Raw genomic sequence first — 25,978 nt, forward strand, 5'->3', positions numbered from 1 at the left:
TATTTCAGGGTTTAAACTTAACGAGTGAAACTTAAAGAAAACTTAAGAAAAAATTAATTTAAATGAAAAAGCGTCTTAAGTGTTAAATCGCGAGGGCCTAGGCAAGCTAAATAGATCAGAATTCAACTAACTAACAAATTGCTATAACAAAACTTCTTTTTTAAATTAAACTTAGGTCAATAGGCCCTAGCAGCTTTGTATGCATCACGTTAGTATAGTGTTCTACTTAAGTTACATAACGATAATTACATGAGCATAAAAACAAACGCGTTAATTTACTTTTTAGCTTTTTGCAGCGGCTTTTGCATAATGGGCATTGAGCTTTTAGGTGGGAGAATTCTTGCCCCCTTTTTTGGCAGTAGCGTGCATATTTGGGGCAGTATAATTACTGTGTTTATGCTTAGTTTATCTTTTGGGTATTTACTTGGTGGTAAACTCAGCACTAAAAATGCATCCCTTACCAAATATGGTTTAATATTTTTAATTGCCAGCATTATGGTTGTGCCTATTACATTATTTTCGCAGCCTATAATGGAATTTATATTTACCCATATTGAAGATAGCCGCTACGGCTCACTCTTAGCGTCAACTGCTTTATTTTTTATACCTACCGTTATTTTAGGCATGATCTCGCCCTACTCTGTGCGCTTACTGGTAACAGATAGCGATAAAAGCGGCCAAGTGGCTGGGCGTTTATACTTTGTAAGTACGCTTGGCAGTGCCCTGGGTACTATAATTACCTCGTTTTACTTTGTGCTCGCGTTTGACGTAAATACAATTATTAGCGCCTTTGCTTTAACACTTGGGGCACTGGGTTTAGTCGCGATTGTTATTAATACCTTGGTTAATAATAAGGGGCTTGCTCATGCTTAAATATTTGCTACTGCCATTAATTGTGTTGTCAGGTTCTGCGTTTAGTAACGTTATTCATGAAGAACGCTCGCTTTATCGCAATATTATTGTTGAAGAAACAAGCGACTTACGTTGCCTTAAATTTAATACTAAAAGTAGCCAAACAAGCCAAAGTTGCATGTATAAAAGCAACCCCGACAAACTTGTTTTTAATTACACAAAATTGACGTTTGCGAGCCTTTTAGTAACCGACAACCCTAAAAGTGTACTTATTATAGGATTAGGTGGCGGTACGCTTTCTAACGTTATTCATGAGCTATACCCCACTGCAAATATTCATAATGTTGAAATAGATCCTGCAGTAACTAAAGTTGCACGCGATTACTTTAACTTTATAGAAAACGACTTAGTGACATCAAGCGTGCAAGATGGCCGTATTTTTATAAAGCGCGCCGCTATTAAAAAGAAAAAGTACGATTGGATTATTTTGGATGCGTTTAACGGTGACTATATTCCGGAGCATTTGCTCACTAAAGAGTTTTTTGAAGAAGTACAAAGCGTATTAGCCGATGGTGGCGTTATTGCCGCAAATACGTTTTCAAGTAGTAAACTTTATGAGCATGAGTCGGCAACTTACCACGCTGTATTTGGCGACTTTATAAATGTAAGCCGCGAAAATCGCAGCAACCGTATTATTTTAGCGGGACTTAAATCAATACCGAGCGAAGCGCAAATTAACACGCGTGTTAATGCTCTCGCCTCTAAATTAGTAAAATACGGTGTAGATATAAAAGCGATTAGCCAACTTATGCACTTTACTAAAGACGGCCAAGATTGGCCTGCAGATACAAAAGTACTTACCGATCAATACTCCCCAGCTAATTTACTTAACTTTTAAAACTCCCTAAACCTCACCATTTTTATACAGGTGAGGTTTAGCAAATATTTTGCCACTTCCCGCACTTACACATATTTACTTAGCTTGCTAAGTAATGATAAAATAGTTAGCTTGCTAACTATGTTGGGATGGCTATGCCTACACAAAAACCTTTTCACGAGACGCTCGATTTAACAGTTATCGGTAATATGGGCCGAGTTCATCGCTTATGCCGCGAAGCAGTAACCATTGCTGTTGAGCCTTTGGGGCTTACTCAGTCGCGCTGGACTGCACTAATGCATATAAATATGCGTGGTGAGGGACTAACACAACTTGAACTTGCTAATAGCTTGGGGATAGAAATGCCTTCACTGACTCGTACGCTTAAGCAATTAGAGGAGCAATCGTTAATCGTTCGCCGTGTAGACAAACATGATAAGCGCAGTAAAAGACTCTATTTTACTGAGCAAAGTGATGCCATTTTACATTCATTGCAAGAGACCATTTCCGATATAAAAAATCAGTTATACAGCGGTTTATCTGTTGAGCAGCTAGATGCCATTGCATTTGGTTTGATCAAAATAGAGCAAAACGCCCTTAAATGTATTCAAGTTAATAAGTAAGGCTAAAAATGACACCGGATCAAAAGTTTGCACGCTATGTAAGGTTCTCTCTCATAGGGTTTATATTAGTATTTATTTACTATTTAGTGGCCGATATGGTTTTGCCTGTGACACCACAGGCACGTGTATACCACCCTGTTGTGCAAATATCACCGCAAATTAGTGGCCGAGTCACTAGTGTGCAAGTTAATAATAACCAACCAGTTAAAGCGGGCGATATATTATTTAGTATCGATGAAGGCCCATATAATTTAGCCAAAGAGCAAGCTCAACTCGCGCTTGATGATGCCAAATTACAAAACAAGCGTCTTGATACCAATGTAAAAGCCCTTGAAGCACAAATTAGTGCTGCAAATGCTAAGCAGCATGAGCAAAAGCTATTAAAAAGCAGAGGCGAAAAACTCTATACTCAAAAGTCTATATCGGAGCAAGAGCTTGAAAGCATTCGTGCTAATTTTGAAGCCAGTAAAGCAAATGTTGCGGCTCTAGAAGCGCAGTTAGCTGAAGCAGTTTTAGCTAGAGGTGACTCAGGTAATAAAAACTTAGCTATGCGTCATGCAGCTAACCAGTTAGCGCAGGCTGAGTTAAATTTATCCTACACGCAAGTACGTGCACTAAGTGACGGCGTAGTTGCTAACTTACAATTATTAGACGGCGCATACGCAGTTGCAGGTAGCCCATTATTAGCTATTGTCGCTAAAAAAGCCGACTTAGTTGCCGACTTTAGAGAAAAGTCACTCTCAAATATGAAGCAAGGCACTCAAGCGCGCGTAGTATTTGATAGCCGCCCAGGTGAAGTTTACGACGCAATACTAGAAACATTTGAAGCAGGTGTTAGCAACGGTCAACTTAGTGCAAATGGTTTACTAAGTACAACAGAAACTAGCAATCGTTGGGTACGCGATGCACAGCGTCAACGTATTCATTTAAAGCTCGTAAATCATCAAGACTTAATAGCGAACATGCCAAGCGGGTCACGTGCAACAGTACAATTATTACCCGAATCGACAATTGGGCAATGGTTTGGCTCTGCACAAATTAGATTTATTAGCTGGTTACACTACATTTATTAATGGAGGCTTTATGACTCAAATTGTTAGCCAAGGCCCACAATTAGACTCTAATGGCCTTCGCCAAGCACTACGCATTGCAGGTGGATGCACCCTTGGCTTTACTATTAGTAAATTAATGAACTGGCCTAATGGTATTTTTTTTACCGTTTATCCTATGTTGATATTGGGCATGGTACCTACGTTAAGTCGTGGGCTCATAAATCAATTTATAGCATCTGCTGCATTTAGCGCGCTTATAGTGCTGATAATGCAGGGATTGTTTTCTCACTTACCAGTAGTTATGACATTATTAGTGTTTGGTGTTTTTTGCTTTTTATTTTACCAAATGAGTAGCGGTAGTGCCTTTTTATTTGGCGCTTTAGGCGTGATAAGCCTTTCTATTCAGCTACATTTTTCGAGCTATGTTGATGAAGGAAGTAGTATTTATCCGTTAATTTTAACTAATGGTTTGGCTATATTTTTAACCGTTGTTATTGGAGCATTAATGCATGGCCTATTTCCTGATGTAACCGCAAGGCCCGGGCGAGTAATGCCAGCTAAAGCAAAAGAAAGTATTCGCCATGAGGTATTGTTATGCTCAACCGTGGCTACGCTCTCTTTTGTGGTTTTTCAGGTTCTTGATTTACAAGACTCAATATCTGCGCAGGCAGCATCTGTGCTTATTTTGTTTTCATTGTGCTGGAAAGCCGCAGGTATGGCTGGTTGGCAGCGAGCAATTGGAACGCTTATAGGGTGTAATGCAGCGTTACTATCGCAACTATTTTTGTATAGTCACTCTGATTTTTTACTTTTTCCGATGGCTATTTTATGGATACTTTCGTTTCTTTTTGCGCGTTTTCATATTTTAGGCGGAGGCATACCTGGTATTGGTTTTGGTGTGCTGACTACGTTTGGTATTTTATTTGGGAACTCACTCGGGCCAGGCCAAGATCTTGTTTATAGCGCAATGTACCGGTTTAGCTCGGTATCGGTGGCTATAATATTAAGTCTGTGCGTTGTGTATATTATGCACCATATACTTAATCGGTTTAGTGTAACTCGCCATCATACTTTTGATTAGGTAAATCTTGTTTTATAAAACTAAAGGCTGCAATTGCAGCCTTTTTTATAAGCTTAGTTAAGCTATTTTAATGATATAAATAAACTATAATTTTGTTTTAAATACTCACCAACGGCTCTTTGTACACAATAAAGCTTTTAGTCTTTTTGGGTGATAAGGAGCGTAAGCACACCCGCTATAATTCCCCAAAAAGCAGACCCCACTGATAGCAATGTTAAGTTAGATGCTGTTACTAAAAAAGTAACAATTGCGGCCTCCGTATATTTAGTGCGACTAAGGGCTTGCTGCAAACTATTAGCAATGGTGCCAAATAGCGCAATGCCTGCCAAAGCTAAAATAAGTGCCTGCGGTAAACTTGCCACCAACCCGACTAATGTGGCCGCGCACAGCGCCATTAAAATATAAAATGCGCCCGCCGCTATACTCGCCCAATAACGTTTATCATGATTTTCATCCGCTTCATCACTCATACAAATAGCAGCAGTAATAGCGGCTAAATTAATAGAATAAGCTCCAAACGGGGCGGTAAGCATATTTACAAAACCAGTCACATTAAGAGATGCAGATATAGGCGCTTTATATTTATGCGCTTTTAAAACAGCAATACCCGGTAAATTTTGCGAGGTCATGGTAACTATATAAAGTGGTAAACCTATGCTAATGCATGCTTGCAAGTGAAAAACGGGTTCAATATAAGCAAATTCGCTCATTTTCCAGTGCAGTGCGCTGGTATCAATATGGCCCATTTGCCAAGCGAGTAGTACACCTATAATAAGCACACTTAACATAGCAAAGCGGGCAAAAAAGCGTTTACCAATAAAGTACATAACAACCATTAAGCCAATCACTAAAGGCATGTCGTTCATAAAATTAAAAACATCAATACAAAAGGTAACAAGTACGCCGGCCAACATGGCGCATGCAAGCTCACTTGGAATACGGTTCATTATTTTTTCAAACCAGCCCGTCACCCCCGACAAAAAAACGAGCAATGCACTGAGTATGAACGCACCAATAGCCTCGTTTAAGTTATACCCTTGTGCACTTGAAATCAGTAATGCAGCCCCCGTGGTAGACCACGCAATTAAAACAGGCACTTTGTAATAGTACGACAAACCTATTGACGTTGTGCCCATCACTAAACCAAGCATTAAAATCCAACTAGCTACTAAATCGGGCGTGCCTCCAAGGGTTATCACTACCTGATAAATCAATGCAATAGAGCTCGAAAAACCAATAATTACAGCCACAAGTCCTGCTGTAATTCGGTTAAGCAACTGATCAGACACCTTCATAAATCCCTCGTAATGCCATTTATGCAGCACACAACATACGTGCCCGATAAATGCATTGCAATTAGCGATTAGTTTACAAAGAGTGAAAAAAATTCACTTTTTATTTTTCATTGTAATTAACGTCAAAAAGTCACTTTTAACCATTGTATTTAACTAAACAAACAAGTACCCACAAACGCGCCAAAAGCCGCATAAACCCTACAAAAAACCAATACTAAAAAGAGTGAAAAACATACCAAAAATAAATATCCTTATATTTTATAAGGAATTATGAAATTTAGAATTAATTCTTTTCGATTACATTTATTATCTTGATCTAATCCATTTAATAATATAAAACGTAACAAACAGTTAACCAAAAACACTAAAAGAGAAACAAATGAAGAGATCTGTCGTCTTACTAATTGCTATACCATTATCGGCATTTGCAGTTTATGGGCTATTTTTTAATGCAGATGAAACGGGCGAACCTATCGCGCCTGTTGCTATTGATTTTGTTCCTATTGATTTACAAAAAACGCGCAATACACATCCCCCTGCACCTATTGATATGAGTAAAGATCCAATTACCGTTAAACCCATTGTTGCCCCTGACAACAATTTACCGTTTGAAGAATTTGATGCCGTAAATCGCCTATCCGACAAAGCAAAGCAAGTGCTCATAAACGCAAAAGTTTTACCTACCGACTTACATAACGAAGCCTACATTGAGTTTGATTTAAATTCTTTACAGGCTTTAGAAACTGGCGAAAATTTTGATTTAGCTATTCCGCAAACAGCCGAAACATTCACCGCAGAAGTGACTAATGTGGTTGAGTCTGAAAATGGCGATAAGAGCATATTTGGCAAAATAGTGGGTGTTGACGGTCGCATGCATAATACCGTTTTAACGGTAGGTAAAGATGCCGTATATGGTCAATTTACTGCGCCTTCTGGCAATTATGTATTCGAAAGTAAAGGTAAGTACGGATGGATTGCAGCAAAACGCGATTTATATAAAAGCCACATAGAGCATGATGTAACCGCACCAAAACCCAAATCAGATAAAAGCATCGATATATTTGCACCAAAAATTGATGGCTAACCAATAATCAAAATATAAAAAAACAACTAAAGCCGCACTATAAGGCAGCTTTAGTGTGTCTGCTTTTTATGAGCTCAACCAAGTTAAAAACAAGTTCCAACCACAACAAGAGTAAGGAAATACAATAATGAAAAAAGTAATCACAACAACCGCACTGGCTGCGGCATTATGTGCAGCAAGTGTTGCACAAGCAGAAACAATCGATATCGGTATTTTATATACCGACCAATCAGCTGCTGCAACTAGCAATATTGACACTAAAATAAATCAACTAATTGCTTTTAGTAATCAGGTATATAGCCAAAATGGCGTTGATATAACACTACGCTTAGCTGGCAAACAAAACCTAGGTGACTATGCAGTAACGCCGTCTGAGGATTGGTTAGATTCGGTTACAAATAGCAGCTACGTAGATGGTTTACGCAGCGATTGGAAAGCCGACATGATTGCCGTATTAGGTACTGGTCAAAGTGCTGGCAATGGGCTTATTTCATGCGGTTTAGCATGGGTTGGCCAAGGCACTAATGGCAATCTATACAGCTCAATGAGCAGCCGTATGTACTCAATCACTGCAATTGATTGTGGTGCAACTACATTTGTACACGAACTTGGTCATAACCAAGGTTTAGCGCATTCACGCAAACAAGGTGACACGTCTGGCGGTGTATATGTAGATGGCATGGGTCATGGCGTACAAAATGAATTTGCAAGTATTATGGCTTACCCGCACGTTTACGGTAGCGCAACTCAGTACGATTACTTCTCTAACCCTGGCTGGAGCGTAAACGGTATTGCATTTGGTATTACAAACCAAGCGCATGCAATTCGCACAGTTACTGCTACAAAAACAAGTATTGCTAACTTTAAATAAGCTGCCCAATAAAAAAGTGGGCTAAATAGCCCACTTTAAAGTTTTAACATGTTCTTCCCTGCAGAGCGCTTACGCGCTCTTTTAGATTAAGCTAATGCACAACGATTTTTTGCTTAATTGCTGGCATTAATGTTTTACCATTGCCGTCTACTTTGTTTAACAATTTAAGTCCCATCACTTTTGCCAGTACTGGGTAAATATCAAGATTATTTACTTCTTTAAGGCTTACACCTTGTTTAAATGCAGGGCCTACAGCAATAAATGATGCTGCCATATCCTCGGTATATGCATAACCGTGAGTCCCTAAATAGGTTGGTTTTTTACCATTGGTAAATACCGCTGGCGCTGTAGTTTGCACCACAATATCGCCTACGCGAGTGCCTTTATTGTAATGATACGCTGCTAATTGCTCGTCAGTTAATACTGTATAACGACCGTTTGACGCATCTCGTAAACGCGCTTTGTAACCTTCAATATCAGCGTTTTTAGCATCCGGTTGGGTATAAATAAGTAAACGTGGGCCAGTATTTTTAACTAAAAAGTTTTCATCTTGAGGCAGTGTGGTTACATCAATGCTTTTATCTGGATCTATACTCGTCATACCATGATCCGACACAATAACTAAGTTTACCTCTTGCTCTAATTTACTTAAGCGAGTTTGTAATTGCCCCATTAATTCATCAAGCTGTTTAACTGCATCACGCGTTTGTGGTGCGTCTGGCCCAAATTCATGGCCCATGCTATCAACTAGCGAAAAGTAACTCGCAATAAAACGTGGGCGCTGTGCTTTTGGTAAACTTAACCACTGAATAATTTGATCAACACGGCTTTGGTAATCGCTGTATTTAGAATAGTGATAAAAGTAATCTGGTGTCATGCCGTTAAATAATGCATCTGACTCAGGCCAAAAATAAGTAGCCGATTTAAGTCCCTGCATTTTGGCTAAATTCCAAAGCGGAATACCCTTTACCCATGTGCTATCGCCCAATGCTTTGCCCATGCTGTAACAGTCGTTTTTACGCGCTTTATCACAAAAGCTATTATCAACAATGCCATGGTTTACTGGCCGTAAGCCCGTAATAATAGAAATATGGTTAGGAAACGTTTTAGTTGGATAAACAGGTATTAGTTTTTGTGCGCGAACACCGCGCTCGGCCATTGCTTTTAAATTTGGCGCGCCGTGTTTTTCAATATAATCCCAACGCAGGCCATCAATTGATACAAGCACCACAGTTTGCTCTTTTGCAGCAAATGCGCTGTTCATTCCTAACATTAGGCAAATTGATACTGCCTTTAAAATCCACTGTTTCATTATAAACACCTATAAATGCACAACAATTACTCAAAAAATTATTTTAAAGCAAGTTGTTACTTTATGATACAAACTGATAGATTAAACCCTGTATATTAAAGACAAATGACTATGTGCTAAAAACTATGCCAGTCATCAATTGTAAAAAGGACAAGTATAAAGATGACCATAGATTTTAGTAAAAAAATAACGCCAGCACGAATGTACCGCACAACCTCTAACTTACAGATGGCGCTAGAAAGCGACCGTGGACGTATTATTAACAGTGCTGCTATTCGCAGGCTGCAGCAAAAAACACAAGTGTTTCCGCTTGAGCGCAACGCAGCTGTACGCTCTCGCCTTACCCACTCGCTTGAGGTACAACAGGTTGGTCGTTTTATAGTGCAACGTATTTTTGCTAATTTAAGCTACGAGCAACAAAAAGATTACGGCTTAACCGAGCTAGAGCGCCCGCTAGAAAGCCTAGTAGAAATGGCCTGCCTAATGCACGACATAGGCAACCCACCGTTTGGGCATTTTGGCGAAGCTGCTATTAACCACTGGTTTAATAACAACCTAGCAAGCGTAACACCCGATCGCTGTAAAGAACCAAACACCGGTATAGGTGTTGTTTTTAAACACCTTGCGCTTGATATTTGTAACTTTGAGGGCAACGCCCAAGGCATACGTATAATTCATTCTTTGCAAACGCTTAATTTAACCTACAGCCAAAGTGCTGGTATTTTAAAATACACTCGCCCTGCTGGGCTTGATGTAAAAGACATTCCGCAAAATAAAAACTATTTAATGAAAAAAGTAGGTTACTACTACAGCGAAAAAAACTTTGTTGAAGCGCTACAAAAAGAGCTCACTATTGAGCCTTACTGCCGCCATCCTGCAAGTTACATAATGGAAGCCGCCGACGACATTTCGTATTGCCTAGCCGACATAGAAGACGCCGTAGAAAAAGACATAATAAGCACTGAGTTGCTGTGCGAAAAACTTAAAAGTAGTTACAAAAAAGTATTAATAAATCTGTTAATCGACGACGCTCAACATCAAAATTTTGTAGACAAAGCCGTAGACTACGCACTAGAGCGTGCACAAGCACAACCCTATAATTTTAATAGTGAATTTTTTATATACTTGCGGGTTGCATTGCTACATCCGCTAGTAAATCACGCCGCAAAACGCTTTATCGAAAATATAGAACCTATTTATCATGGCGATTTTAACCAAGCGCTTTTAGAAGATAGAAGCCATCTACATGCAGTAACTAAAACACTAAAGCAGGTAGCGCTTGAGCATGTATTCTCAAACAAAGAAGTCGAAAAATTAGAGCTACAAGGGTATGGCATAATTAATGGTTTGCTCGATTGCTATAAACCATTACTGCTACTAAACAAGGATGACTTTAAGCGTGCACTAAATGGCGATTCACGTTTATTAATAGAGTCGCGACTTGTTAAAAAGCTCTCTAAAAAGCACTTAAATAGTTACCAACACGCAATAGATGCGATGCAAGAAGAGCCCGATCACTTTGCGGCATACGAGTTTTATTATCGTTGTAGATTAATCCAAGATTATATAAGCGGTATGACCGACCAATTTGCTTACGATGAATATCGCAGCCTTATGGTTATTGATTAGTTGTATTACTCTGGATAATTTTTAATTTTGCGCTTAAAATCAAACTATTAATATTTAAGCGCGCATAACTTCATGATATCAAAACTAATTAGATTTACCCTTTGCTTTGCCTTATTTTATAGTGCGCAAAGTGCTGCATACAACGAAGCTATGTGCATTTTAATTAAACAAGAAATGCAGCAAAATAGTAATAATAAAGCGAGTCAAAAATATCGTAAAGCTGCGCGTGATTACAAAAATAACTGTAATAAGCCAAAAGAAATTCAAGCACAACCTAAGCCCCAAATAATAGAGCCTGAGCCGACTATTATTACTCAGCCACAACCTAAAATTGTTGAACCTGCCCCTGTAATTAAACCTACTGAAGAAGCTGTTAAAGAAAGCATCAACGAGCAAACCCTTAATTTAACTAATGATCAAAAACAACAAATAAACGATCAGCTAAATACCAACAGTAACGAAATAGTAATTGATGCAGAGCCAACAAAAGCAGCACCCGAGCAAGTAGTTATAGAGCAAAAAAACGAAGCTGTGATAGAGCAAGTAAAACCGGCGACGCCAGAGCAAAGCGTTCAACCTACGCCTGAAAATCCTGTACTTGTAAAACCAGCACCGGTGTTAACTAAACCAGCGCCTGTAATTGCGCCGCAACCTGTAGCACAAAGCCCAAGCTCGTTACTTTTACCCACTTTAATACTTGTTATAGTGGTACTTATTGGCGCTATAGTAGTCGTGCGCCTGCGCCGTGCAAAACAAAGTAAAACGATGGCAGAACCGACTATAGCGGCTCCACCTGAAGTTAAATCAGAAAAAATTGCTACGCCAGCTAAACCTGAAATTAAAGAAACAAAGCCAGTACAAACAACAAAAGAGCCAAAGATTGAGCCTGTCGTCATTAACGAAGCAACTCAAAATAATAAAGCAGTTGAGAGCAGCGTAGCGACAAATGAAGAGTCAGTGGAACCTACTAACACAGCGCAGATCTCAGATGAGCAAAACAACGTAGTTACTCCATCGCAAACAAGTGAAATTGAGTCTGCACAAATGGAGCCAGCAGATACTTTAGAGCAAACAAGTACCGCTACGTTTAACGAAGTAAAACAAAAACCTGAACCTAATACCGCCGAGTTTGAAGCCGCCGCTAAAACAACCTTAGAGCGCATTAAAAATGCCAGCAGCTTTAATGAGCCAGAGGTACGCGACTTTGACCCAGATGCAAAGCCAGTAAAAAAACAACGTAAGCACTATACAGCGCAAGTAACGGAATCTGCGCCAATAGAAGCCGAACATAACACTGTAGAGCCGGTTATTACTACTCCTGAGCCAGTAACAGCGAGTGAGCCGGTTATAGATTTACACGCTCCAGAGCAAATATCTGACGCTCAATCGACTACGTATACAACCGAGCAAGACTTTAAAGAACCAGAGGTGCGTACATTTAACCCAGATGCACCATTACCTGGTGAAAAGCCGATGCCTAAAAAAGAAGACGCGATACCTGAGCAAGCACAAACAACACCGCTAGTTGATGAGCCAGTAATTGAGCCTAAAAAAGCGGTCAGTAACAATCCATTTGCTAACTTATCGTTAGACTCAAGCTGGGATCCTGACTCGGCTGAAAAGCCCAAAATAGAAGAGAAAAAACGCGCCCCTAAATCACAAGCATTAATAGATGCAGAAGAACGCGCTAAAAACATGCAAACCAAATAGTAAGTTTTAAAGTAGCGCCTCATATTTGAGGCGCAGTTTTAGTAACCAAATAATTAACTGCTTTTTTACCCCATATTACTTACACTCTTATCCCATCCTAAAATGCGCCCTAGTAATTAGAAGCTTCACTCTCGCGCAAACAAGCTCTGCGCCTAGTGCAATATTCAAGCTTGAGAGTCTTTTGTAAGCCTACAACTTGTTGACGCGATGGGTGCAGAGCATACATTTAACAGGTGGTATTTTTAGACTGGAGTTTACGGCTACGTTATACGTAGCCTTAAATTAAGCTAACTTGGTCAACATGCCCTAATTAAAAGTCCTAGTTAACAGCCCTAGCGGTACGTTTATTTTTAAGCTTTAACCCGCCAATTAATAGCAGTGGCCCTATAAACATAGCAAGTCCATACACGCCACCGGTAACCGCGTATTCTGGTTTATTCAAAAAGCTAATAGCAATTAAAATAGCTAACGATGCATTTTGAATTCCAACCTCAATTGAAAGCGTCAGCGAATCAGTTAAATTTAATTTTGAACACTTAGCAATTAACCAACCAACAACCATTGAACCAATATTAAGTGCTATGCACGCCCAAAATACATCGTTAAATGAGCTAACTAATAAATCGCGCTCTTTTATTACTAGTGCGGCAATCATCATAAGCATAAAAAACAACGAGAAGCGTCTAAAAAACGGCTCTGCTTTAATGGCAAAATCACTTTTAAAGTGACGTAACCAAATGCCTATAGCAACTGGCACTAAGGTAATAAAAAATAGCCCTAATGAAGTAGTTAAAATAGAAAAAGTAGCATCGTCTGCTGGGGCAAACTGACTCATAGCAAAGCCAATAATAAACGGTGTGGTTATTATACTAATTGCGGTAGAGGCAGCGGTTAAACTTACCGAAAGCGCTAAATTAGCTTTAGCAAGCTGGCTTACTACATTTGACATAGTACCGCCTGGGCAGGCAGCTAATATCATTAAACCAATAGCGATAGGCGTTGGTAGGTTAAGTAAATAACACAGCCCTAATGCTAATAAAGGCATTGCTACAAGTTGGCCTATTAAACCCATAACAATGGCAAGCGGGCTTTTAAATAGACGAGTAAAATCGTTTGTTGTAAGCCCAAGACCCATACCAAACATAATAAGTGCAAGAGCGAGCGGAAGTATTACTTCAGTTAATATAGATGCATTCAAATTAGACAGCCTCGTTTGTTATTGTTTTTAATTGGAGTGTTAATTTTTAAGTTAACTGTATACCAATTCGCTTAATTAAGTGATCTATTTTGAGGATGGAAAAACGTGTTGATAGCTAGGCAAAAAATTCGCTATTTAGTTGTTCTAAATGAGAATTTTTTAACACAGGTAGCGACACGTTTAGCCCCGTAAAATGATTAAGTATTATTGCGGATTGGTATAACGCCCCTTTACAATAAATCCTAATGCTAGAAGTATTACTTATTTAAAATAGTCGCAATGCGTTTACCCAGTTCTGGAAGTACATCTTGCTCAAACCATGGATTCTTTTTAAGCCATATATTATTACGCGGACTGGGGTGTGGAAGCACTAAATAATTTGGCCAATACTCACGCCACGATTTTACTAACTCCGTAAGTGGCATTTTTTTAGTCTCCGGTAAATGATACGCCTGCGCGTATTTACCTAATACTATTGTCAGCTCAATATTTGGTAGTGCAGCCAATAATTGCTCGCGCCATGCTGGGGCACATTCTTTTCTCGGTGGTAAATCACCCGACTTACCCCTACCCGGGTAGCAAAAGCCCATAGGTAAAATTGCTATATTATTAGCATCGTAAAATTCATCCCTTGTTAGCCCAAGCCATTCTCGTAGGCGGTTTCCGCTTGCATCGTTAAACGGCACGCCTGTTTCGTGAACTTTTATACCCGGTGCTTGGCCCGCGATTAAAATACGTGCGTTTGGGTTAAATTGTATTACAGGTCGAGCCCCTAAAGGTAAATGAGGATCACAGATCACGCATTTACTAACTTGGTCTATTAATTGGTGACTATTCATGTTTATTTGGCCTTAAATGCTTAATTTTTATCCTAAATGGCCATTTAGGATAAATGAGTTGGTAAAAAATCGGTTTATTTTATCTAAAATGGCGATTAGTTAGTAAAATCCTGATCTTTAAGCCTAAATGCCCTACAGCCCTTATAGTACCTAGTGTTCTTTCGCCCATACCGCAAATTCGTTACCACTTGGTTCTGTAAAGTGAAACCGACAACCGCCAGGAAACTCAAAAATAGGTTTTAATATTACTCCGCCAAATGTCTCTACTTTTTTAAAGGTTGCGTGTATGTCGTCGCTATAAAAAATAAGTAATGCTGCCCCATGCTGAGTTAGTGATTTTAATGGAGCCTGAAAAATCCCACCATCTAACCCCTGCCCACTAAATGCCGTGTATTCTGGGCCGTAGTCAGTAAACTGCCAATTAAATACATGACTAAAAAAGGCCTTAGTTGCGGGTAAGTCGCATGCAGGAAACTCAACGTAATTTAGTTTTTCGTGATCGCTCATCGTTATTTCACTCTTTATTTTTACTCAGTTTATTAACCTTAAGCTTTACATACAGCCTGTGCAATATCATTAAACAATAACAGATCAGTATTTTACTAAGTAATTAAGTAAGTAAGCATAATTTACTTAAAAGTTAATGACTACAAATGAGAATAGCTATCTTTTGTATTTGTAACATATATAATAGCACCTTTGTTTTATCCTCAGCTTTAAATAAAGGGATTAATTAACTATGCAGGCACCTTTGCACAGTGCGCCATTCGATAAGGTTAACGTAATTGCGCTTATAGTAAAAAGCGTAAGCAGTTATCGAGTTTTGGTATTTTTACGTTTTTTTATTGCCATAATTGGTGGCTATGCCTTTACCTCTGCAAGTACTGCGTTATTAAGTTTTGTATTGCCAATAGCTAAGCAAGACGCTGTACTGTTTAGTGTTTCAATCAGCATTTTAATTTATGCCGTAGTATTTATTTATGCCTTTAGCGTTAAATCATTAAGAAAAGTTTGGATCAGTATTTTACTAAGTACAGGTGCGTTTATCGGATTGCTTGTATTACTAAAGGGTTGGGTATGAAAGACAGCTTTTTCAGATCGATGACTTGGTTACACACTTGGGTAGGGTTACTCGTTTGTTGGTTATTATATTTAATATTTTTTGCAGGAACACTTAGCTTTTTTAGAGACGAAATAACGCTGTGGAATCAACCTGCCATACATAATGTACAAGCCCAAATACAGCGTATAGAAGCGCAAAAACAACAAATAATTACAGGGTTCGATTACTTAGCTAACCATGGAGCTAACTCATCAAGCTGGCGTATTACATTACCTGAGCCGCGTATTCCTTATTTAATTTATGGTTATGCAAAGCCAAAAGAGCCAGGCCAGCGCCGCAACCAGTTTAAAAACACACAGTTAAACCCTAATACCATGAAAGAGCTTGAACCCTTTGTAGATACTAAAGGTGGTAACTTTTTTTATCGGCTGCACTATGATTTACATTACATGGATGCAATAACCGCACGCTGGATTGTGTGCTTTGCTAGCTTTTTTATGCTAATTGCTATTATATCGGGCGTGGTTATTCATAAGCGTATTTTTAAAGATATGTTTAGTTTTAGACGTAATAAAGGTAGTCGTACGTGGTTAGATGCCCACAATTTAAGCTCTGTGCTTGCCCTGCCTTTTCATTTAATGATTGCTTACACGGGCATGATTACGCTCATATTTATGTTGTTTCCCTACCCTGCGCAAACGTCTTACGATAACGGCATGCGTGGCTTTTTTAACGATGTAACCCCTCGCAACACCATGACCGATAAAGCCCAAGGCGAATCGTCAATGGTGCCGATTCAAAGCATTTTGGATCAGGTTTATACTAAGTGGCCTCATGCAGATATTACTCGCGTACAAGTTAACCAACCAAATATGGCAGCTTCAACAATTACCGTATTGGTAAGCGCAGGTAAAACACTGCGTGACCAAGCACCACGCTTAATATTTAGTGGTGCTACAGGGCAAATGGTCGCTAAAACTGATGACGAGCTAACTAGCAGCAAAGCGCTTTACGAGTCGCTTAATTCAATGCATACGGGGCGTTTAGCTACGTCGTTGTTGCGCTGGTTATACGTATTAGGCGGTATTGCAGGCTGTGTAATGATTGGCTCTGGCTGTATTATGTGGGCTAAGCGAATTCGCGAGCGAACTAAAAATAACGTTAAACCTTCGTTTGGTTTAAAACTAGTTGAAGGGTTAAACCTAGCCACTATTATGGGACTTCCACTGGCAACGTGTGCATTTTTTATTGCTAACAGACTACTTAGCCAAACTACCGCAGAGCGCGCCGATAAAGAAATACTCGCGTTCTTTTTAACATGGCTAGCGGTTGCTCTTTTAGCACTTATAAAGCGCGACACACTGCAATGGCGAGTTATGGCTGCCATAAATGCTGTTGCATGTTTAAGCGTGCCGGTTATTAATGCACTTACAACTAACGGTAATCTAATTAGCTATTTGATGCACAAACAGTGGGCTTTATTTACTTTTGATGCACTGTTTTTGTTATTTAGTATATTGTTTTTTATACAAACCGAAAAATTACGTACTGCTAAAAACAACTCAAAAATAATCAGCCCTAGTCAATCTAATAACCTTAAAAGGCAAAAACCATGATTGATTTACTTGGGTTTAGCCTATGCCTGCTCAGTTTTAACTGTTTTGCGCTGGCTAAGTATAATCATTTTAAAGATGTATTTAAAAAACGCCCTACAGAATCCCAACGTAAAAAGCTGCTATTAGCTGCTTGGATCAGTATTTTACTAAGCTTGGTGCTTTGTATAGTTACTCAAGGTGGATATGGAACATTACTATTTTGCGGTTTTATGAGCCTAAGTGTCTTAATTATAATGGTTTTTTATAATTTTTTAGTAGGCTACGTAAAGTGGTTTAGTGTTTTAAATAGCGTGTTAGTTGTACTAAGTGGGTTGTTTTTAGCGTTAAACTAGCCTTAGTTAGTAAAAACGTGATCCGTTATCTTCCCATATATTAGGCAAAAAAAATGGCAAGCTATATAGCTTGCCAACAATAGGGGATATTCAGTGTTTCTAATACTTGCTGTCTCACGGCAAGTGCATACAATATAACCATAATATATGTAAGTTACTTTACAGTTAAATTACTCTTTTATTACTACTGTAAAGGGGCTTTACATTGTTTATTGCTTAACCCAAATTATTTCATCAGTAGCAAAGCCCAACTCTTTAGCTTTAGTTAAAAAGTGTTCTTTAAGCTCTTTGCTAACCGTTGGTGTACGCGACAAAAACCACAAGTAATCTTTGTTGTAACTGGTTATAAATGCATATTGATAATCGGGTTGGTCAAGTTCAAAAATCACGTAAGCGCCATAAAATGGACCAAAAAACGAAACTTTAAAATGCCCGGTGTCAGTGCCCTCAACAAACTTGGCCAAGCCTTCGGCGTCATCCCATTTTTTATCATCCGTTAAATACCCTTTGTTAAGGACCTTTACTGTGCCGTCGTCGTTAATTGAATAAGTAGCGGTAACTTGCTCCATACCTTCTTCGAATGAGTGATTGAGCCGCGCTATTTCAAACCATTTTCCTTTATATTTTTGTATATCAAAGTTTTTAACGGGTGTTATTCCCTCAGGAGGGCTGGTACAAGCACTCAGAAAAAATAGCCCTGTAATAAGTAAACCGTATTTTATAGCCTTCATGTAAGCTCCTTTTCGATTATGTAATTTATGCTATTTCACAAGAATAAAATTTGCTATAGGATCGTCTTAATTCTAAAGCAATAAAAATGACCATAGCATGAAAATTTGGGTAGATGCAGACGCGTGTCCTGTCGTTATAAAAGAAATACTTTTTAGAGCGGCGGAGCGTATGAAAATCGAGACTATTTTAGTGGCTAATCACGCAATGCGTATTCCGCCGTCAAAATACATAAGCCGCGTTCAAGTATCGTCAGGCTTTGATGTAGCCGACGACGAAATAGTAAAACGTATTGAAAAAGGCGATTTAGTTATTACGGGCGATATACCGCTGGCGAGTGAAGTAATTGATAACGGCGGGCAAGCACTCAACCCGCGTGGCGAGCTTTATACCACCGAGAATATCCGCTCAATACTTAACGTGCGCGACTTTATGGATACCATGCGCTCAAGTGGCGTAGAAATGAGTGGTGGGCCACCGCCACTTAGCCAAACCGATCGCCAAAACTTTGCAAATAACCTCGACCGTATTTTAGCGCAAAACAAGGCTAACTAACTTGAATACCCAATTAGTTGGCTTAGGTGATACGCAATTTAGCGTGGCAGTATACGTAGCAAAAGCGCCGCCAATGCCGTTTTTTGAAACACTTGAATGCCTAGAACCGGTTATAAATGAGCAAATAAATACCATAAACCAGCACTGTGGTAATGGTTGGCGTAAGGTATTTAACGTTTACGCCAAAGTGCTATTTTCCCTGCCAAGTGAGCATTATTCATTTGCTAAACAAGCCTCTACTTGGCAACAATATCGCGATGAGTATTTACTGCAAAAAAACAGTAAAACTGCCCTGCTATTTAGCGCGCCTAACACTGCTATTACGGGTGCAAATAAAGCTACTAGCAATAAAAACCAGTTGCACATAATTGCCGGTCGTACGCATGCTAAAAACTTATTACAACAAGGTAAGTTACATGCACAATTTGATTGGCTCGACGACGAGTTTGCAATAGACACGACCAACAACATTATTGTGTGCCCATATTTTGATTATAGACAGTTAAGTAATATAAAAATAGCGAGATTAAGCGAACTAGTCGCGCAGCTAAAAATCACTAAATAACACATTGTAGGGAACGACCATGGCCGGAATTTTAGAGTTAAACGAATTATTAAAATCAATGCAGCCAGCGCTTAAGCAAGGCGAGTATATTTTTTGTTGCTTAGCAGGAAAATTGGCTGATTATGTTCATTTAGAGCCACTTGCCACTTATATTGAAGAGGAAGGGCTAACCCTTATTTTAAAAGCTGAAACCGCCGATAAAGCAGGTATTACTTACGAGGGTAAATATAATTTAATTACCCTTAACGTACATTCAAGCTTAGAGGCCGTTGGGCTAACTGCTGCGGTATCTGCAAAGCTGACTGAGCATGGCATTAGCGCTAATGTGGTAGCTGCGTTTTATCACGACCATATTTTTGTACAAACAGATAAAGCACAAGCTGCAATGAAAGCGCTTGGAGAGATTGGTTAGGATTGCTGGCACAGCAACGATTTGAGTGATGTGGATATTAGATCGTCGGGTGGCTCTTCGCTTAACCGACTTACGTATAAAAACACCGAGTTTGTTCACTCGGTGTTTTTATTGGTGCTAAATAGCGGGTGCTTGTTTAACTTGTAAAACTTAAACTACATACCCACTAAAACCTAGCGCTTTAAAATACAGCTTCGGAATGCCAAATTTGCACTCATTTAGCAATTCGCTAAAGCGCATTCTATCAAGCGGGTAAAACTCATTTTCTAAGTCGTGCCCTGTTTGTGTTTTACCTGTTTCGGTTAAACCCAATTGCGCGCACGTTGTAAGCTGGGCTTCGCGCTCAAATGAAGTTTCAGGGCGCATTAAATCTGCAATATAAAGGTTGGCGTCTTTTTTAAGGCTTCCTTTAATCGCTTTTAATAACTCTTTTTTATCGCCATCATCTTGTACAAAATGCATTACCAATAAACATAAAACGGCATCGGCTTTAACCGATAATTTATTAACAGGTCCGTTGTGAATATTGACGCGGCTTGCTATGCCTTGCTCATCAAATTGCTGCTTCGCGATAGCAAGCATATCGGCTGATGTATCTTGCGCGGTAAATTGCCATGTAGGGTTTAATGCAGCCAGTGCAAGCACTTCTTTGCCTGTGCCTGCCCCTACTACTAAAATATGCGCATTATCGCTTAGCGTTGCTTTTAGCTGTGCGTTAGTGAGCTGATGTAATAATTCATAACCAGGAACTAAACGGGTTATACGGCTATCGTATTGTGTTGCTTGCTCGCCTGTAAACGTTGGCATTGTATCTCCTTGTTTTCAGTAATGTTGCTTATAAAACTTCAACTGTGGAATATCCACCTGGCTTTTTGGCTACATGCACTTGAGTGGCTACACGCTCGCTCATTTGTGTTACGTGCGATATAACGCCTACTTTTCTGCCTTGTGCTTGCAAAGAATCCAAAGCGTCCATTGCAATGCTTAGGGTTTCGCTGTCTAACGTACCAAACCCTTCGTCAATAAACAAAGAATTGATTTGTACTTTGTTTGACGAAAGCGATGCTAAACCAAGTGCAAGCGCGAGCGATACTAAAAATGACTCCCCGCCTGAGAGTGTATTAACAGAGCGTTGCTCGTCGGCCATGTCGCGGTCAATAATTGCAATGTCGAGTGTTTGCGCTATGGCGGTTAATTCGTAGCGTTTGTTGAGTGTTTTTAAATGGCTGTTTGCATAGTGCAGTAATATTTTTAACGTTTGTGTTTGCGCTAAGTTACGCATGGTTTTACCCGTTGCATCACCCAATACTTTATTAAGCAAGTGCCATTGTTCAACCTGGGTTTTAAGCGTAGTTAACTCAGCTTGTTTGCCTTCAAGCGCTTTCGCATTTTGGTTATGTTGCTCAATAGCGGTATTAGTTGCTAGTAATGAATTTTGCAGCTGCGTTTGTTGCTCGTTTAAGCTGCTTAGTTGCGTACTTAAAGCCTCTGCACTTTGCGTTGGTTTATCGCTACTGTTGTGTTTTTCAAGCGTAAGTTGCTGCTGTTTTAATGCGGCGTTTGCATCTGTTAGGGCTTGAGTTAACTGCTCGTGCTGAGTTAAATGCGCTTTAATAGTCTCGCTACTAAGCGTTAGTAAAATTTTGACCTGTTCGTGCGTTGCATTGCTATATTGCGCTTTAAAGTCAGTAAACCACTGGTTATAACGTGCCTCAAGCGTTGCTAGCTCTTGGCTGCTTTCAAGCAAGCGTTGCTCTACATTTTTAAGCGTTATGGCGTGCTCATCTCGTTGTTTTATAGCGTCGTCATATGCTTTTTGACTCGCTTGAACCTGCGATTGCAGTTGCTCTTGCACACTTGTAAGTTTTGCTTGGTAGTCGTCTGCACTTATTTGCTCATTATTAAATAAAGCTAAGCGCTCACTTTGTACAGTGCTTAGTAAATTTTTAGCTTTTACAAGCTCTTCATTAAGTGCTTTTAACGACTGCTCGTTGTTACTTATAAGCGGTGTGAGCTGCTTTATTTTCTCATTAGCTGTGTCTTGACGTTTTTGGCTTTGCTCAAGTTGCATTTGAGTTTGCTGATACTGCGTAACTTGCTCGTGCAACTGGGTAAGCTCAAGCGCATTGGTTTGTAGTTGCTGCCAAAAATCACTGTTTTCAAATTGGCTATTAAGCGTTGTACCGAGCTCGTTAATTTGCGCACTTAGTTCGCTATGCTTACTCGTTATTTGGTTTTGCTGATGTGTAAGCTCAAGGTGTTTATTACTAAGTTGCTGCTGTACTTGCTGCTCTGCTTTAAGTGCTGCAAGTAGCTCATTTACTTTAGTTTGCAGTGTACGTTGACGTTTTTGTTGCTCAAAGTATTGCGCTTTTTGCTCCGTTAACTGCTTATAAGTTACTTCAAGCTGATCAGGCGTTAAGTCGTTAAGCTCTGTGCGTGCGCCTTGCATGGTATTTTTAATGTCGAACTGTTTGGCTTTTGCTGTTTTTATTATTTGCTCAAGTTGTCCGTGTTCAGCAGTTAATACGGCATGTTGAGTTTGGTGCTTATGCAGCTCGCTTTGTGCATGGTCAAATTGCTTTTTAGCTATATTAAAAGCATTTTCAAAATCAGTAATTAAGTTATTTAATTGCTGATTTTGATTTACCGCATACGGGTGCTCAGTTGCACCGCACACTAAACAAGGCTCATTAGGGCGAAGCTCTGTGCGTAAATGTTCTACGTTTTCGCTGGCTCTTAAGCGCGCTTGGTTGAGTGCGTACTCGCTACCTTTAAGCGCTTGCTCGCTGGTTATTAAATGCTGATTAAGTAAAGCATGGGCTTGCTGGCTTTCATTTAACTGCTGATTAAGTACTTGTTGGCGTTGAGTGCTTTGTTTTAGTTCTGCGTTAAATTGCCCGTAGCGCTCTCGCTGCTCTTTTAAGTAATCAATACTTTTTAGCTGCGCGTCACAGTGCTCTGCATTAAATTCATTAAGCTGAGTATTTAATGCCTGTAAAGTTGATTGCTCACCACTAAGTGCCACCTCGCACTGCTGCACTTTATTATTTTGCGCATTTAAAAGATCGCTCTGACTTGCAAGCTCGCTATTAAGAGTTTGGCTTTGTGCAAGGTTTGCGGTTAATTGCTGCTGTGCATTTAAGTAGGTATTAAAGCTTTGCTGATAGTAGCTCCAGTCTTTTGCTAAAACATGCAGCTGTGCATGCTCATTAAGCCATTGCTGGCTTTTAGTTGATTCGGTATTAGCGAGTTCAAGCTCGCTATTGCTTTGTTTAAGCTGCTGTGTGAACTCATCAAACTGAGATTGCTCTTTGGTTATTTGCGACTCAGTACCTTTTACAGCTTGAGTTTGCAAGGCAATATTGCTGTCGAGCTCTCGCGCTTTAGTTATAACGGGCGCTGCATTTTGTTTTTGCTCATTGGCGTTATTAAGCAGCTCGGTATGCTTAGTAAGCGCGGTATTACGCTCGTTAATTACCGCTAAATGATCAACACTTTTAAGCGATGTTATTTGCTGATCCAAAGCCGTATTTTGATCGGTTAACAAATTAAAACGGCTGCGGTTATCTTTTATTTCAAGCGCCTGCTTGGCTTGTTTTGCCTGCTCGCTTTGTGAGGTAATACTTTCAAGCGCTGAGCTTGCTTGTTGCTGGGTTTGCTGTGCTTGCAGTAAGTTTTGCTCAAGTACTGTAGCTTGCTGATACCAGTTAAGTGCTTTTTCGGTTTTGGATAGCTCTTTTTTAGTGTGTTCGGTTTGCGCTTTTAAATCGGTTAACTTGGTTTGTTGTAGCTCAAGTTCTTCTGGTGCTAGCAAAGTATAGCTTTGAAGGCCTGCTTTAAGCGCTTCAAGCTTTGCTACTTGCTCTTTATGACGTTCAAAAATACGCACGCCAATACGGCTAAATTTATCGGTACCTGTTAAGCATTCTAAAAGTTGCGCTCGCTCATCGCCAGTGGCTTTTAAAAACGCAGCAAACTCATGTTGTGCTAAAAGTACGGCACGGGAGAACTGCTCAAAGTTAAGCCCTATTTTACTCTCGACTTCTTTTATTGTGTGGCTTTTGTCAGCTATAAGGGTTTCGTCTGGCAGGGTTACTAAAGTGTGCTCTGCTACTTTAAGTTTGCCTGTTACTTTTTTATGGGTTCGTGCAATTGTATAGCGCGCACGATAAAGCTGTTTATCTTGTCCTAAAAAGTCGACCTCGGCGTAGCCTTCCCATGTACCTCTGCGTAGCAAGTTTCGCGCATCATTAAGCTTAATGCTGTCGCCGTTAAACTCAATTAAGTTACCTTTATCACCGCGCAGCCTCGCTGTTTTTGTATAAAGGGCTAAACAAATGGCATCTAAAAAGGTACTTTTACCAGCGCCAGTATCGCCTGTTATCGCAAACAATCCTGCATCTTTTAATGGGGCTTTAGTAAAATCTATTTCAGCGTCAACTATTGAGGCTAAATTATGAATACGAACTGCGGTTATTTTCATAGTTGTTCTTGCTCCGTAAGCTCGTTTATCACATCACTTAAAAGTGCTTTTAGCTCATCGGGTACGCTTTGCCCTGCCATGTCTTTATCGTTTGCGAACGCTTGTTCTAATAGGTTTAGTGGATTGAGCATTTCAACTTCGCTTAAATCTTCAAATACGGTGTTGTCGTCATTCTGCGCTGATTGCTCACGTACACGTTCAATACCACAAAATTTAATATGCTTACCTTCAAGTGCTTGTTCTATTTGTTCTCTGAATGTTGTGTCGGTATCGCTTGATTTAAGCTTTACACGTAAATAAGGCGCTATTGTATTTTGTGCAGTGTCGAGCGCTTTAATTTGCTCGCATAGTTCGCTTAATGGTACACACACCCCTTTTGGTAAAATAATTACATCGGCAGAGCGCGGAATGTAAAGGGGGTTTACAGTTGTACTAATATGTTGTTTTTCATCAATAATAAACTCAACAACATTTACTTGGTGCGTGTAGTTACGTTCTGAAAACGACATAGGGATAGGTGTGCCGCTGTAGCGAATAACATCACTTTTAGCGACTTGTTGCGCTTTGTGTAAGTGCCCAAGGGCAACGTAGTTGGCTTGTTTACCAAATACATTGGCTGAAATAGATTCTTCACCACCTATTACTAAGTTACGCTCAGAATCACTTGAGATGTCCCCGCCCTTTGCGTGTAAATGCCCCATAACTATTAATGGTGAGTTTTGCTCGTTTATATTAGTAGCTTGCTCTAGTGCAAGTTCGTAAGCTTTTGAAACGCCTTGAGCATAACTAGGACCGTTTTCGGTTTGGCTAAGTAAACTTACATCACTTGCGCGTAAAAATGGCATAGCGACGATTACAGCGCGTTTACCATTGGTATTTATGGTAATAACAGTTTCATCGGGTGTTGCGACATCAAAGCGCCCTACTACGTGAGTATCAAACTGTGCAAGTAATGGCTGAGCTGCCAAAATACGATTTGCAGAGTCGTGGTTACCCGCAATAATCACTACGTGTAATAGTGGGCATGCTTTTTTGGCGTCTTTAATAAATTGATAAAGCTGATTTTCAGCGCTAGCACTTGGAGTCGCTGTATGATAAATGTCGCCAGCAACTAAAAGTAAGTCTATTTGTTGTTCAACAAGAGTGGCTAATAACCATGTAAAAAAAGCTTGATGTTCAACATGGCGATCGTGTTCGTAAAATTGTTGGCCAAGGTGCCAATCTGAGGTGTGGAGGACTTTCATGTCGCGCTCTTAATAAAACCGTAAGAGCGCCAATATACCCAAGGCTGTTAAAGATGCAAGCCTAAGGCATGCATTACGTTAGGTTAAACTGTACCAAGCTGAAAAAACAACCGGTAATGCTAAAAGTGCCATTAATAATGGAATTTTTAACGTTTTAGTTTGTTTTGCGTGTAGCGCCTTTAGTGCATTAGTTTCGTTGCACGCTGCTACTTTATCGATATAAAAATAACCCGAATCGAGATACTGCTTACAGTTATTCTCACTTGCTGGAATCGCAATTAGTTCTTGTTGTTTTTTTAGGATGTAAAAATCCATAAGCCCACCGCATTTCTTGCTAGTAATCGATATTAATTTGAGGATAAATGTGACGAATTTATTTGCCTCAAATAAAAAGGTTGGCGATTTTAAATATAAACAGCACTAAAGATCAACCTAAAATTACACTATTTGTCATTTATCGTACAAATAGCGAATATTAATGAAGCTCGGCAATATTTAAGCCAATTATTTACTCGTTTCACTGTGTTTTTGTTCAGTAGAAAAGGCTTTTAGG

The 25,978-nt window shown here is 39.6% G+C and carries 25 protein-coding genes; 15 read left to right on the forward strand and 10 right to left on the reverse strand.

The annotated features are described in order from the left end of the window. Positions 1-249: 249 nt before the first annotated feature. The 5 genes from I6F44_RS06315 (at position 250) to I6F44_RS06335 (ending at position 4,485) form a co-directional block, all read left to right on the forward strand. Positions 250-873 carry a fused MFS/spermidine synthase gene (locus tag I6F44_RS06315; protein ID WP_007583564.1) on the forward strand — a complete coding sequence of 208 codons (624 nt, stop codon included), beginning with the start codon at positions 250-252 and terminating at the stop codon, positions 871-873. After that, a complete protein-coding gene (locus I6F44_RS06320) occupies positions 866-1,750 on the forward strand; it encodes a spermidine synthase (RefSeq protein ID WP_197173458.1) in 885 nt (294 codons plus the stop codon). The genes I6F44_RS06315 and I6F44_RS06320 overlap by 8 nt, the downstream gene beginning before the upstream one ends. A gap of 134 nt (positions 1,751-1,884) precedes the next feature. Beyond that, a complete protein-coding gene (locus I6F44_RS06325) occupies positions 1,885-2,352 on the forward strand; it encodes a MarR family transcriptional regulator (RefSeq protein WP_007583567.1) in 468 nt (155 codons plus the stop codon). A gap of 8 nt (positions 2,353-2,360) precedes the next feature. Beyond that, positions 2,361-3,425: an HlyD family secretion protein gene (locus I6F44_RS06330; protein ID WP_121953524.1), complete on the forward strand. Its 1,065-nt coding sequence runs from the start codon at positions 2,361-2,363 to the stop codon at positions 3,423-3,425. 10 nt (positions 3,426-3,435) lie between these two features. After that, positions 3,436-4,485 (forward strand): DUF2955 domain-containing protein, encoded by a 1,050-nt coding sequence (locus I6F44_RS06335; RefSeq protein WP_007583570.1) that lies wholly within the window; start codon positions 3,436-3,438, stop codon positions 4,483-4,485. 137 nt (positions 4,486-4,622) lie between these two features. Here the strand turns inward: I6F44_RS06335 and I6F44_RS06340 are convergent, their stop codons facing one another. Beyond that, positions 4,623-5,780: a benzoate/H(+) symporter BenE family transporter gene (locus I6F44_RS06340; protein WP_197173459.1), complete on the reverse strand. Its 1,158-nt coding sequence runs from the start codon at positions 5,778-5,780 to the stop codon at positions 4,623-4,625. A gap of 379 nt (positions 5,781-6,159) precedes the next feature. Here I6F44_RS06340 and I6F44_RS06345 point away from each other — a divergent pair, with 379 nt between their 5' ends. Continuing rightward, on the forward strand, positions 6,160-6,864 hold the full coding sequence (locus tag I6F44_RS06345; RefSeq protein WP_007583574.1) for a hypothetical protein: 705 nt from the start codon (positions 6,160-6,162) through the stop codon (positions 6,862-6,864). A gap of 127 nt (positions 6,865-6,991) precedes the next feature. Further along, the gene (locus tag I6F44_RS06350) at positions 6,992-7,735 is read left to right on the forward strand and encodes a zinc-dependent metalloprotease family protein (protein WP_007583576.1); all 744 of its coding nucleotides are present in this window, start codon (positions 6,992-6,994) and stop codon (positions 7,733-7,735) included. A gap of 91 nt (positions 7,736-7,826) precedes the next feature. Here I6F44_RS06350 and I6F44_RS06355 read toward each other — a convergent pair whose 3' ends face one another. Beyond that, the gene (locus tag I6F44_RS06355) at positions 7,827-9,047 is read right to left on the reverse strand and encodes an alkaline phosphatase family protein (protein WP_197173460.1); all 1,221 of its coding nucleotides are present in this window, start codon (positions 9,045-9,047) and stop codon (positions 7,827-7,829) included. Between the two features lie 162 nt (positions 9,048-9,209). Between I6F44_RS06355 and dgt the strand changes: the two genes are divergently transcribed. Together dgt and I6F44_RS06365 are read left to right on the forward strand one after the other, a co-directional pair. Further along, complete coding sequence (gene dgt, locus I6F44_RS06360) at positions 9,210-10,676, forward strand: dGTPase (RefSeq protein WP_197173461.1); 1,467 nt, start codon at positions 9,210-9,212, stop codon at positions 10,674-10,676. A 72-nt stretch (positions 10,677-10,748) separates the two neighbouring features. After that, a complete protein-coding gene (locus tag I6F44_RS06365; RefSeq protein WP_165721969.1) occupies positions 10,749-12,386 on the forward strand; it encodes a cell surface protein in 1,638 nt (545 codons plus the stop codon). Between the two features lie 319 nt (positions 12,387-12,705). Here I6F44_RS06365 and I6F44_RS06370 read toward each other — a convergent pair whose 3' ends face one another. The 3 genes from I6F44_RS06370 to I6F44_RS06380 form a co-directional block, all read right to left on the reverse strand. Next, a complete protein-coding gene (locus I6F44_RS06370) occupies positions 12,706-13,584 on the reverse strand; it encodes a bile acid:sodium symporter family protein (protein WP_024591551.1) in 879 nt (292 codons plus the stop codon). A 257-nt stretch (positions 13,585-13,841) separates the two neighbouring features. Continuing rightward, positions 13,842-14,423 (reverse strand): uracil-DNA glycosylase family protein, encoded by a 582-nt coding sequence (locus I6F44_RS06375; RefSeq protein ID WP_024591552.1) that lies wholly within the window; start codon positions 14,421-14,423, stop codon positions 13,842-13,844. Positions 14,424-14,573: 150 nt separating this feature from the next. Further along, entirely contained in the window at positions 14,574-14,930 is a 357-nt protein-coding gene (locus I6F44_RS06380) for a VOC family protein (RefSeq protein ID WP_007583589.1), read from the reverse strand. 232 nt (positions 14,931-15,162) lie between these two features. On the opposite strand from I6F44_RS06380, the gene I6F44_RS06385 reads away from it, so the two are divergent. From I6F44_RS06385 to I6F44_RS06395, 3 genes are read left to right on the forward strand one after another with little or no spacing between them, the layout of a single operon-like run. After that, the gene (locus I6F44_RS06385; protein ID WP_007583591.1) at positions 15,163-15,504 is read left to right on the forward strand and encodes a hypothetical protein; all 342 of its coding nucleotides are present in this window, start codon (positions 15,163-15,165) and stop codon (positions 15,502-15,504) included. Next, the gene (locus I6F44_RS06390; RefSeq protein ID WP_197173462.1) at positions 15,501-17,102 is read left to right on the forward strand and encodes a PepSY-associated TM helix domain-containing protein; all 1,602 of its coding nucleotides are present in this window, start codon (positions 15,501-15,503) and stop codon (positions 17,100-17,102) included. The genes I6F44_RS06385 and I6F44_RS06390 overlap by 4 nt, the downstream gene beginning before the upstream one ends. Continuing rightward, positions 17,099-17,434, forward strand: coding sequence for a DUF3325 domain-containing protein (locus I6F44_RS06395; RefSeq protein WP_007583595.1), 336 nt, complete (start codon positions 17,099-17,101; stop codon positions 17,432-17,434). Before I6F44_RS06390 ends, I6F44_RS06395 begins: the two co-directional genes overlap by 4 nt. A gap of 209 nt (positions 17,435-17,643) precedes the next feature. Here the strand turns inward: I6F44_RS06395 and I6F44_RS06400 are convergent, their stop codons facing one another. Beyond that, entirely contained in the window at positions 17,644-18,165 is a 522-nt protein-coding gene (locus tag I6F44_RS06400; RefSeq protein ID WP_007583597.1) for a lipocalin family protein, read from the reverse strand. Positions 18,166-18,262: 97 nt separating this feature from the next. On the opposite strand from I6F44_RS06400, the gene I6F44_RS06405 reads away from it, so the two are divergent. From I6F44_RS06405 to I6F44_RS06415, 3 genes are read left to right on the forward strand one after another with little or no spacing between them, the layout of a single operon-like run. After that, positions 18,263-18,718, forward strand: a complete 456-nt coding sequence (locus I6F44_RS06405) for a YaiI/YqxD family protein (protein ID WP_007376692.1) — start codon at positions 18,263-18,265, stop codon at positions 18,716-18,718. A 1-nt stretch (position 18,719) separates the two neighbouring features. Beyond that, positions 18,720-19,283, forward strand: coding sequence for a DUF6942 family protein (locus I6F44_RS06410; protein ID WP_197173463.1), 564 nt, complete (start codon positions 18,720-18,722; stop codon positions 19,281-19,283). A 19-nt stretch (positions 19,284-19,302) separates the two neighbouring features. Then, positions 19,303-19,695: an ACT domain-containing protein gene (locus I6F44_RS06415; protein WP_197173464.1), complete on the forward strand. Its 393-nt coding sequence runs from the start codon at positions 19,303-19,305 to the stop codon at positions 19,693-19,695. 150 nt (positions 19,696-19,845) lie between these two features. Here the strand turns inward: I6F44_RS06415 and I6F44_RS06420 are convergent, their stop codons facing one another. The 4 genes from I6F44_RS06420 to I6F44_RS06435 all read right to left on the reverse strand — a co-directional run bounded on the left by I6F44_RS06420 (position 19,846) and on the right by I6F44_RS06435 (position 25,740). After that, positions 19,846-20,502 carry a class I SAM-dependent methyltransferase gene (locus I6F44_RS06420; RefSeq protein WP_197173465.1) on the reverse strand — a complete coding sequence of 219 codons (657 nt, stop codon included), beginning with the start codon at positions 20,500-20,502 and terminating at the stop codon, positions 19,846-19,848. A 28-nt stretch (positions 20,503-20,530) separates the two neighbouring features. Further along, complete coding sequence (locus tag I6F44_RS06425; protein ID WP_197173466.1) at positions 20,531-24,181, reverse strand: AAA family ATPase; 3,651 nt, start codon at positions 24,179-24,181, stop codon at positions 20,531-20,533. Then, positions 24,178-25,425, reverse strand: coding sequence for an exonuclease SbcCD subunit D C-terminal domain-containing protein (locus I6F44_RS06430; RefSeq protein WP_197173467.1), 1,248 nt, complete (start codon positions 25,423-25,425; stop codon positions 24,178-24,180). The genes I6F44_RS06425 and I6F44_RS06430 overlap by 4 nt, the downstream gene beginning before the upstream one ends. 78 nt (positions 25,426-25,503) lie before the next feature. Then, positions 25,504-25,740 carry a hypothetical protein gene (locus tag I6F44_RS06435; RefSeq protein WP_002959190.1) on the reverse strand — a complete coding sequence of 79 codons (237 nt, stop codon included), beginning with the start codon at positions 25,738-25,740 and terminating at the stop codon, positions 25,504-25,506. Positions 25,741-25,978 lie beyond the last annotated feature (238 nt).

It is taken from the genome of Pseudoalteromonas sp. NZS11_1 (genome assembly GCF_015864275.1).
In the GTDB taxonomy this organism is placed as follows: domain Bacteria; phylum Pseudomonadota; class Gammaproteobacteria; order Enterobacterales; family Alteromonadaceae; genus Pseudoalteromonas; species Pseudoalteromonas arctica.

Bases quoted from the DNA above. Each gene is read 5' to 3' on its own strand.
- I6F44_RS06315 (WP_007583564.1), top strand. From the start codon at position 250: ATGAGCATAAAAACAAACGCGTTAATTTACTTTTTAGCTTTTTGCAGC.
- I6F44_RS06320 (WP_197173458.1), top strand. From the start codon at position 866: ATGCTTAAATATTTGCTACTGCCATTAATTGTGTTGTCAGGTTCTGCG.
- I6F44_RS06325 (WP_007583567.1), top strand. From the start codon at position 1,885: ATGCCTACACAAAAACCTTTTCACGAGACGCTCGATTTAACAGTTATC.
- I6F44_RS06330 (WP_121953524.1), top strand. From the start codon at position 2,361: ATGACACCGGATCAAAAGTTTGCACGCTATGTAAGGTTCTCTCTCATA.
- I6F44_RS06335 (WP_007583570.1), top strand. From the start codon at position 3,436: ATGACTCAAATTGTTAGCCAAGGCCCACAATTAGACTCTAATGGCCTT.
- I6F44_RS06340 (WP_197173459.1), bottom strand. From the start codon at position 5,780: ATGAAGGTGTCTGATCAGTTGCTTAACCGAATTACAGCAGGACTTGTG.
- I6F44_RS06345 (WP_007583574.1), top strand. From the start codon at position 6,160: ATGAAGAGATCTGTCGTCTTACTAATTGCTATACCATTATCGGCATTT.
- I6F44_RS06350 (WP_007583576.1), top strand. From the start codon at position 6,992: ATGAAAAAAGTAATCACAACAACCGCACTGGCTGCGGCATTATGTGCA.
- I6F44_RS06355 (WP_197173460.1), bottom strand. From the start codon at position 9,047: ATGAAACAGTGGATTTTAAAGGCAGTATCAATTTGCCTAATGTTAGGA.
- dgt (WP_197173461.1), top strand. From the start codon at position 9,210: ATGACCATAGATTTTAGTAAAAAAATAACGCCAGCACGAATGTACCGC.
- I6F44_RS06365 (WP_165721969.1), top strand. From the start codon at position 10,749: ATGATATCAAAACTAATTAGATTTACCCTTTGCTTTGCCTTATTTTAT.
- I6F44_RS06375 (WP_024591552.1), bottom strand. From the start codon at position 14,423: ATGAATAGTCACCAATTAATAGACCAAGTTAGTAAATGCGTGATCTGT.
- I6F44_RS06380 (WP_007583589.1), bottom strand. From the start codon at position 14,930: ATGAGCGATCACGAAAAACTAAATTACGTTGAGTTTCCTGCATGCGAC.
- I6F44_RS06385 (WP_007583591.1), top strand. From the start codon at position 15,163: ATGCAGGCACCTTTGCACAGTGCGCCATTCGATAAGGTTAACGTAATT.
- I6F44_RS06390 (WP_197173462.1), top strand. From the start codon at position 15,501: ATGAAAGACAGCTTTTTCAGATCGATGACTTGGTTACACACTTGGGTA.
- I6F44_RS06395 (WP_007583595.1), top strand. From the start codon at position 17,099: ATGATTGATTTACTTGGGTTTAGCCTATGCCTGCTCAGTTTTAACTGT.
- I6F44_RS06400 (WP_007583597.1), bottom strand. From the start codon at position 18,165: ATGAAGGCTATAAAATACGGTTTACTTATTACAGGGCTATTTTTTCTG.
- I6F44_RS06405 (WP_007376692.1), top strand. From the start codon at position 18,263: ATGAAAATTTGGGTAGATGCAGACGCGTGTCCTGTCGTTATAAAAGAA.
- I6F44_RS06415 (WP_197173464.1), top strand. From the start codon at position 19,303: ATGGCCGGAATTTTAGAGTTAAACGAATTATTAAAATCAATGCAGCCA.
- I6F44_RS06420 (WP_197173465.1), bottom strand. From the start codon at position 20,502: ATGCCAACGTTTACAGGCGAGCAAGCAACACAATACGATAGCCGTATA.
- I6F44_RS06425 (WP_197173466.1), bottom strand. From the start codon at position 24,181: ATGAAAATAACCGCAGTTCGTATTCATAATTTAGCCTCAATAGTTGAC.
- I6F44_RS06430 (WP_197173467.1), bottom strand. From the start codon at position 25,425: ATGAAAGTCCTCCACACCTCAGATTGGCACCTTGGCCAACAATTTTAC.
- I6F44_RS06435 (WP_002959190.1), bottom strand. From the start codon at position 25,740: ATGGATTTTTACATCCTAAAAAAACAACAAGAACTAATTGCGATTCCA.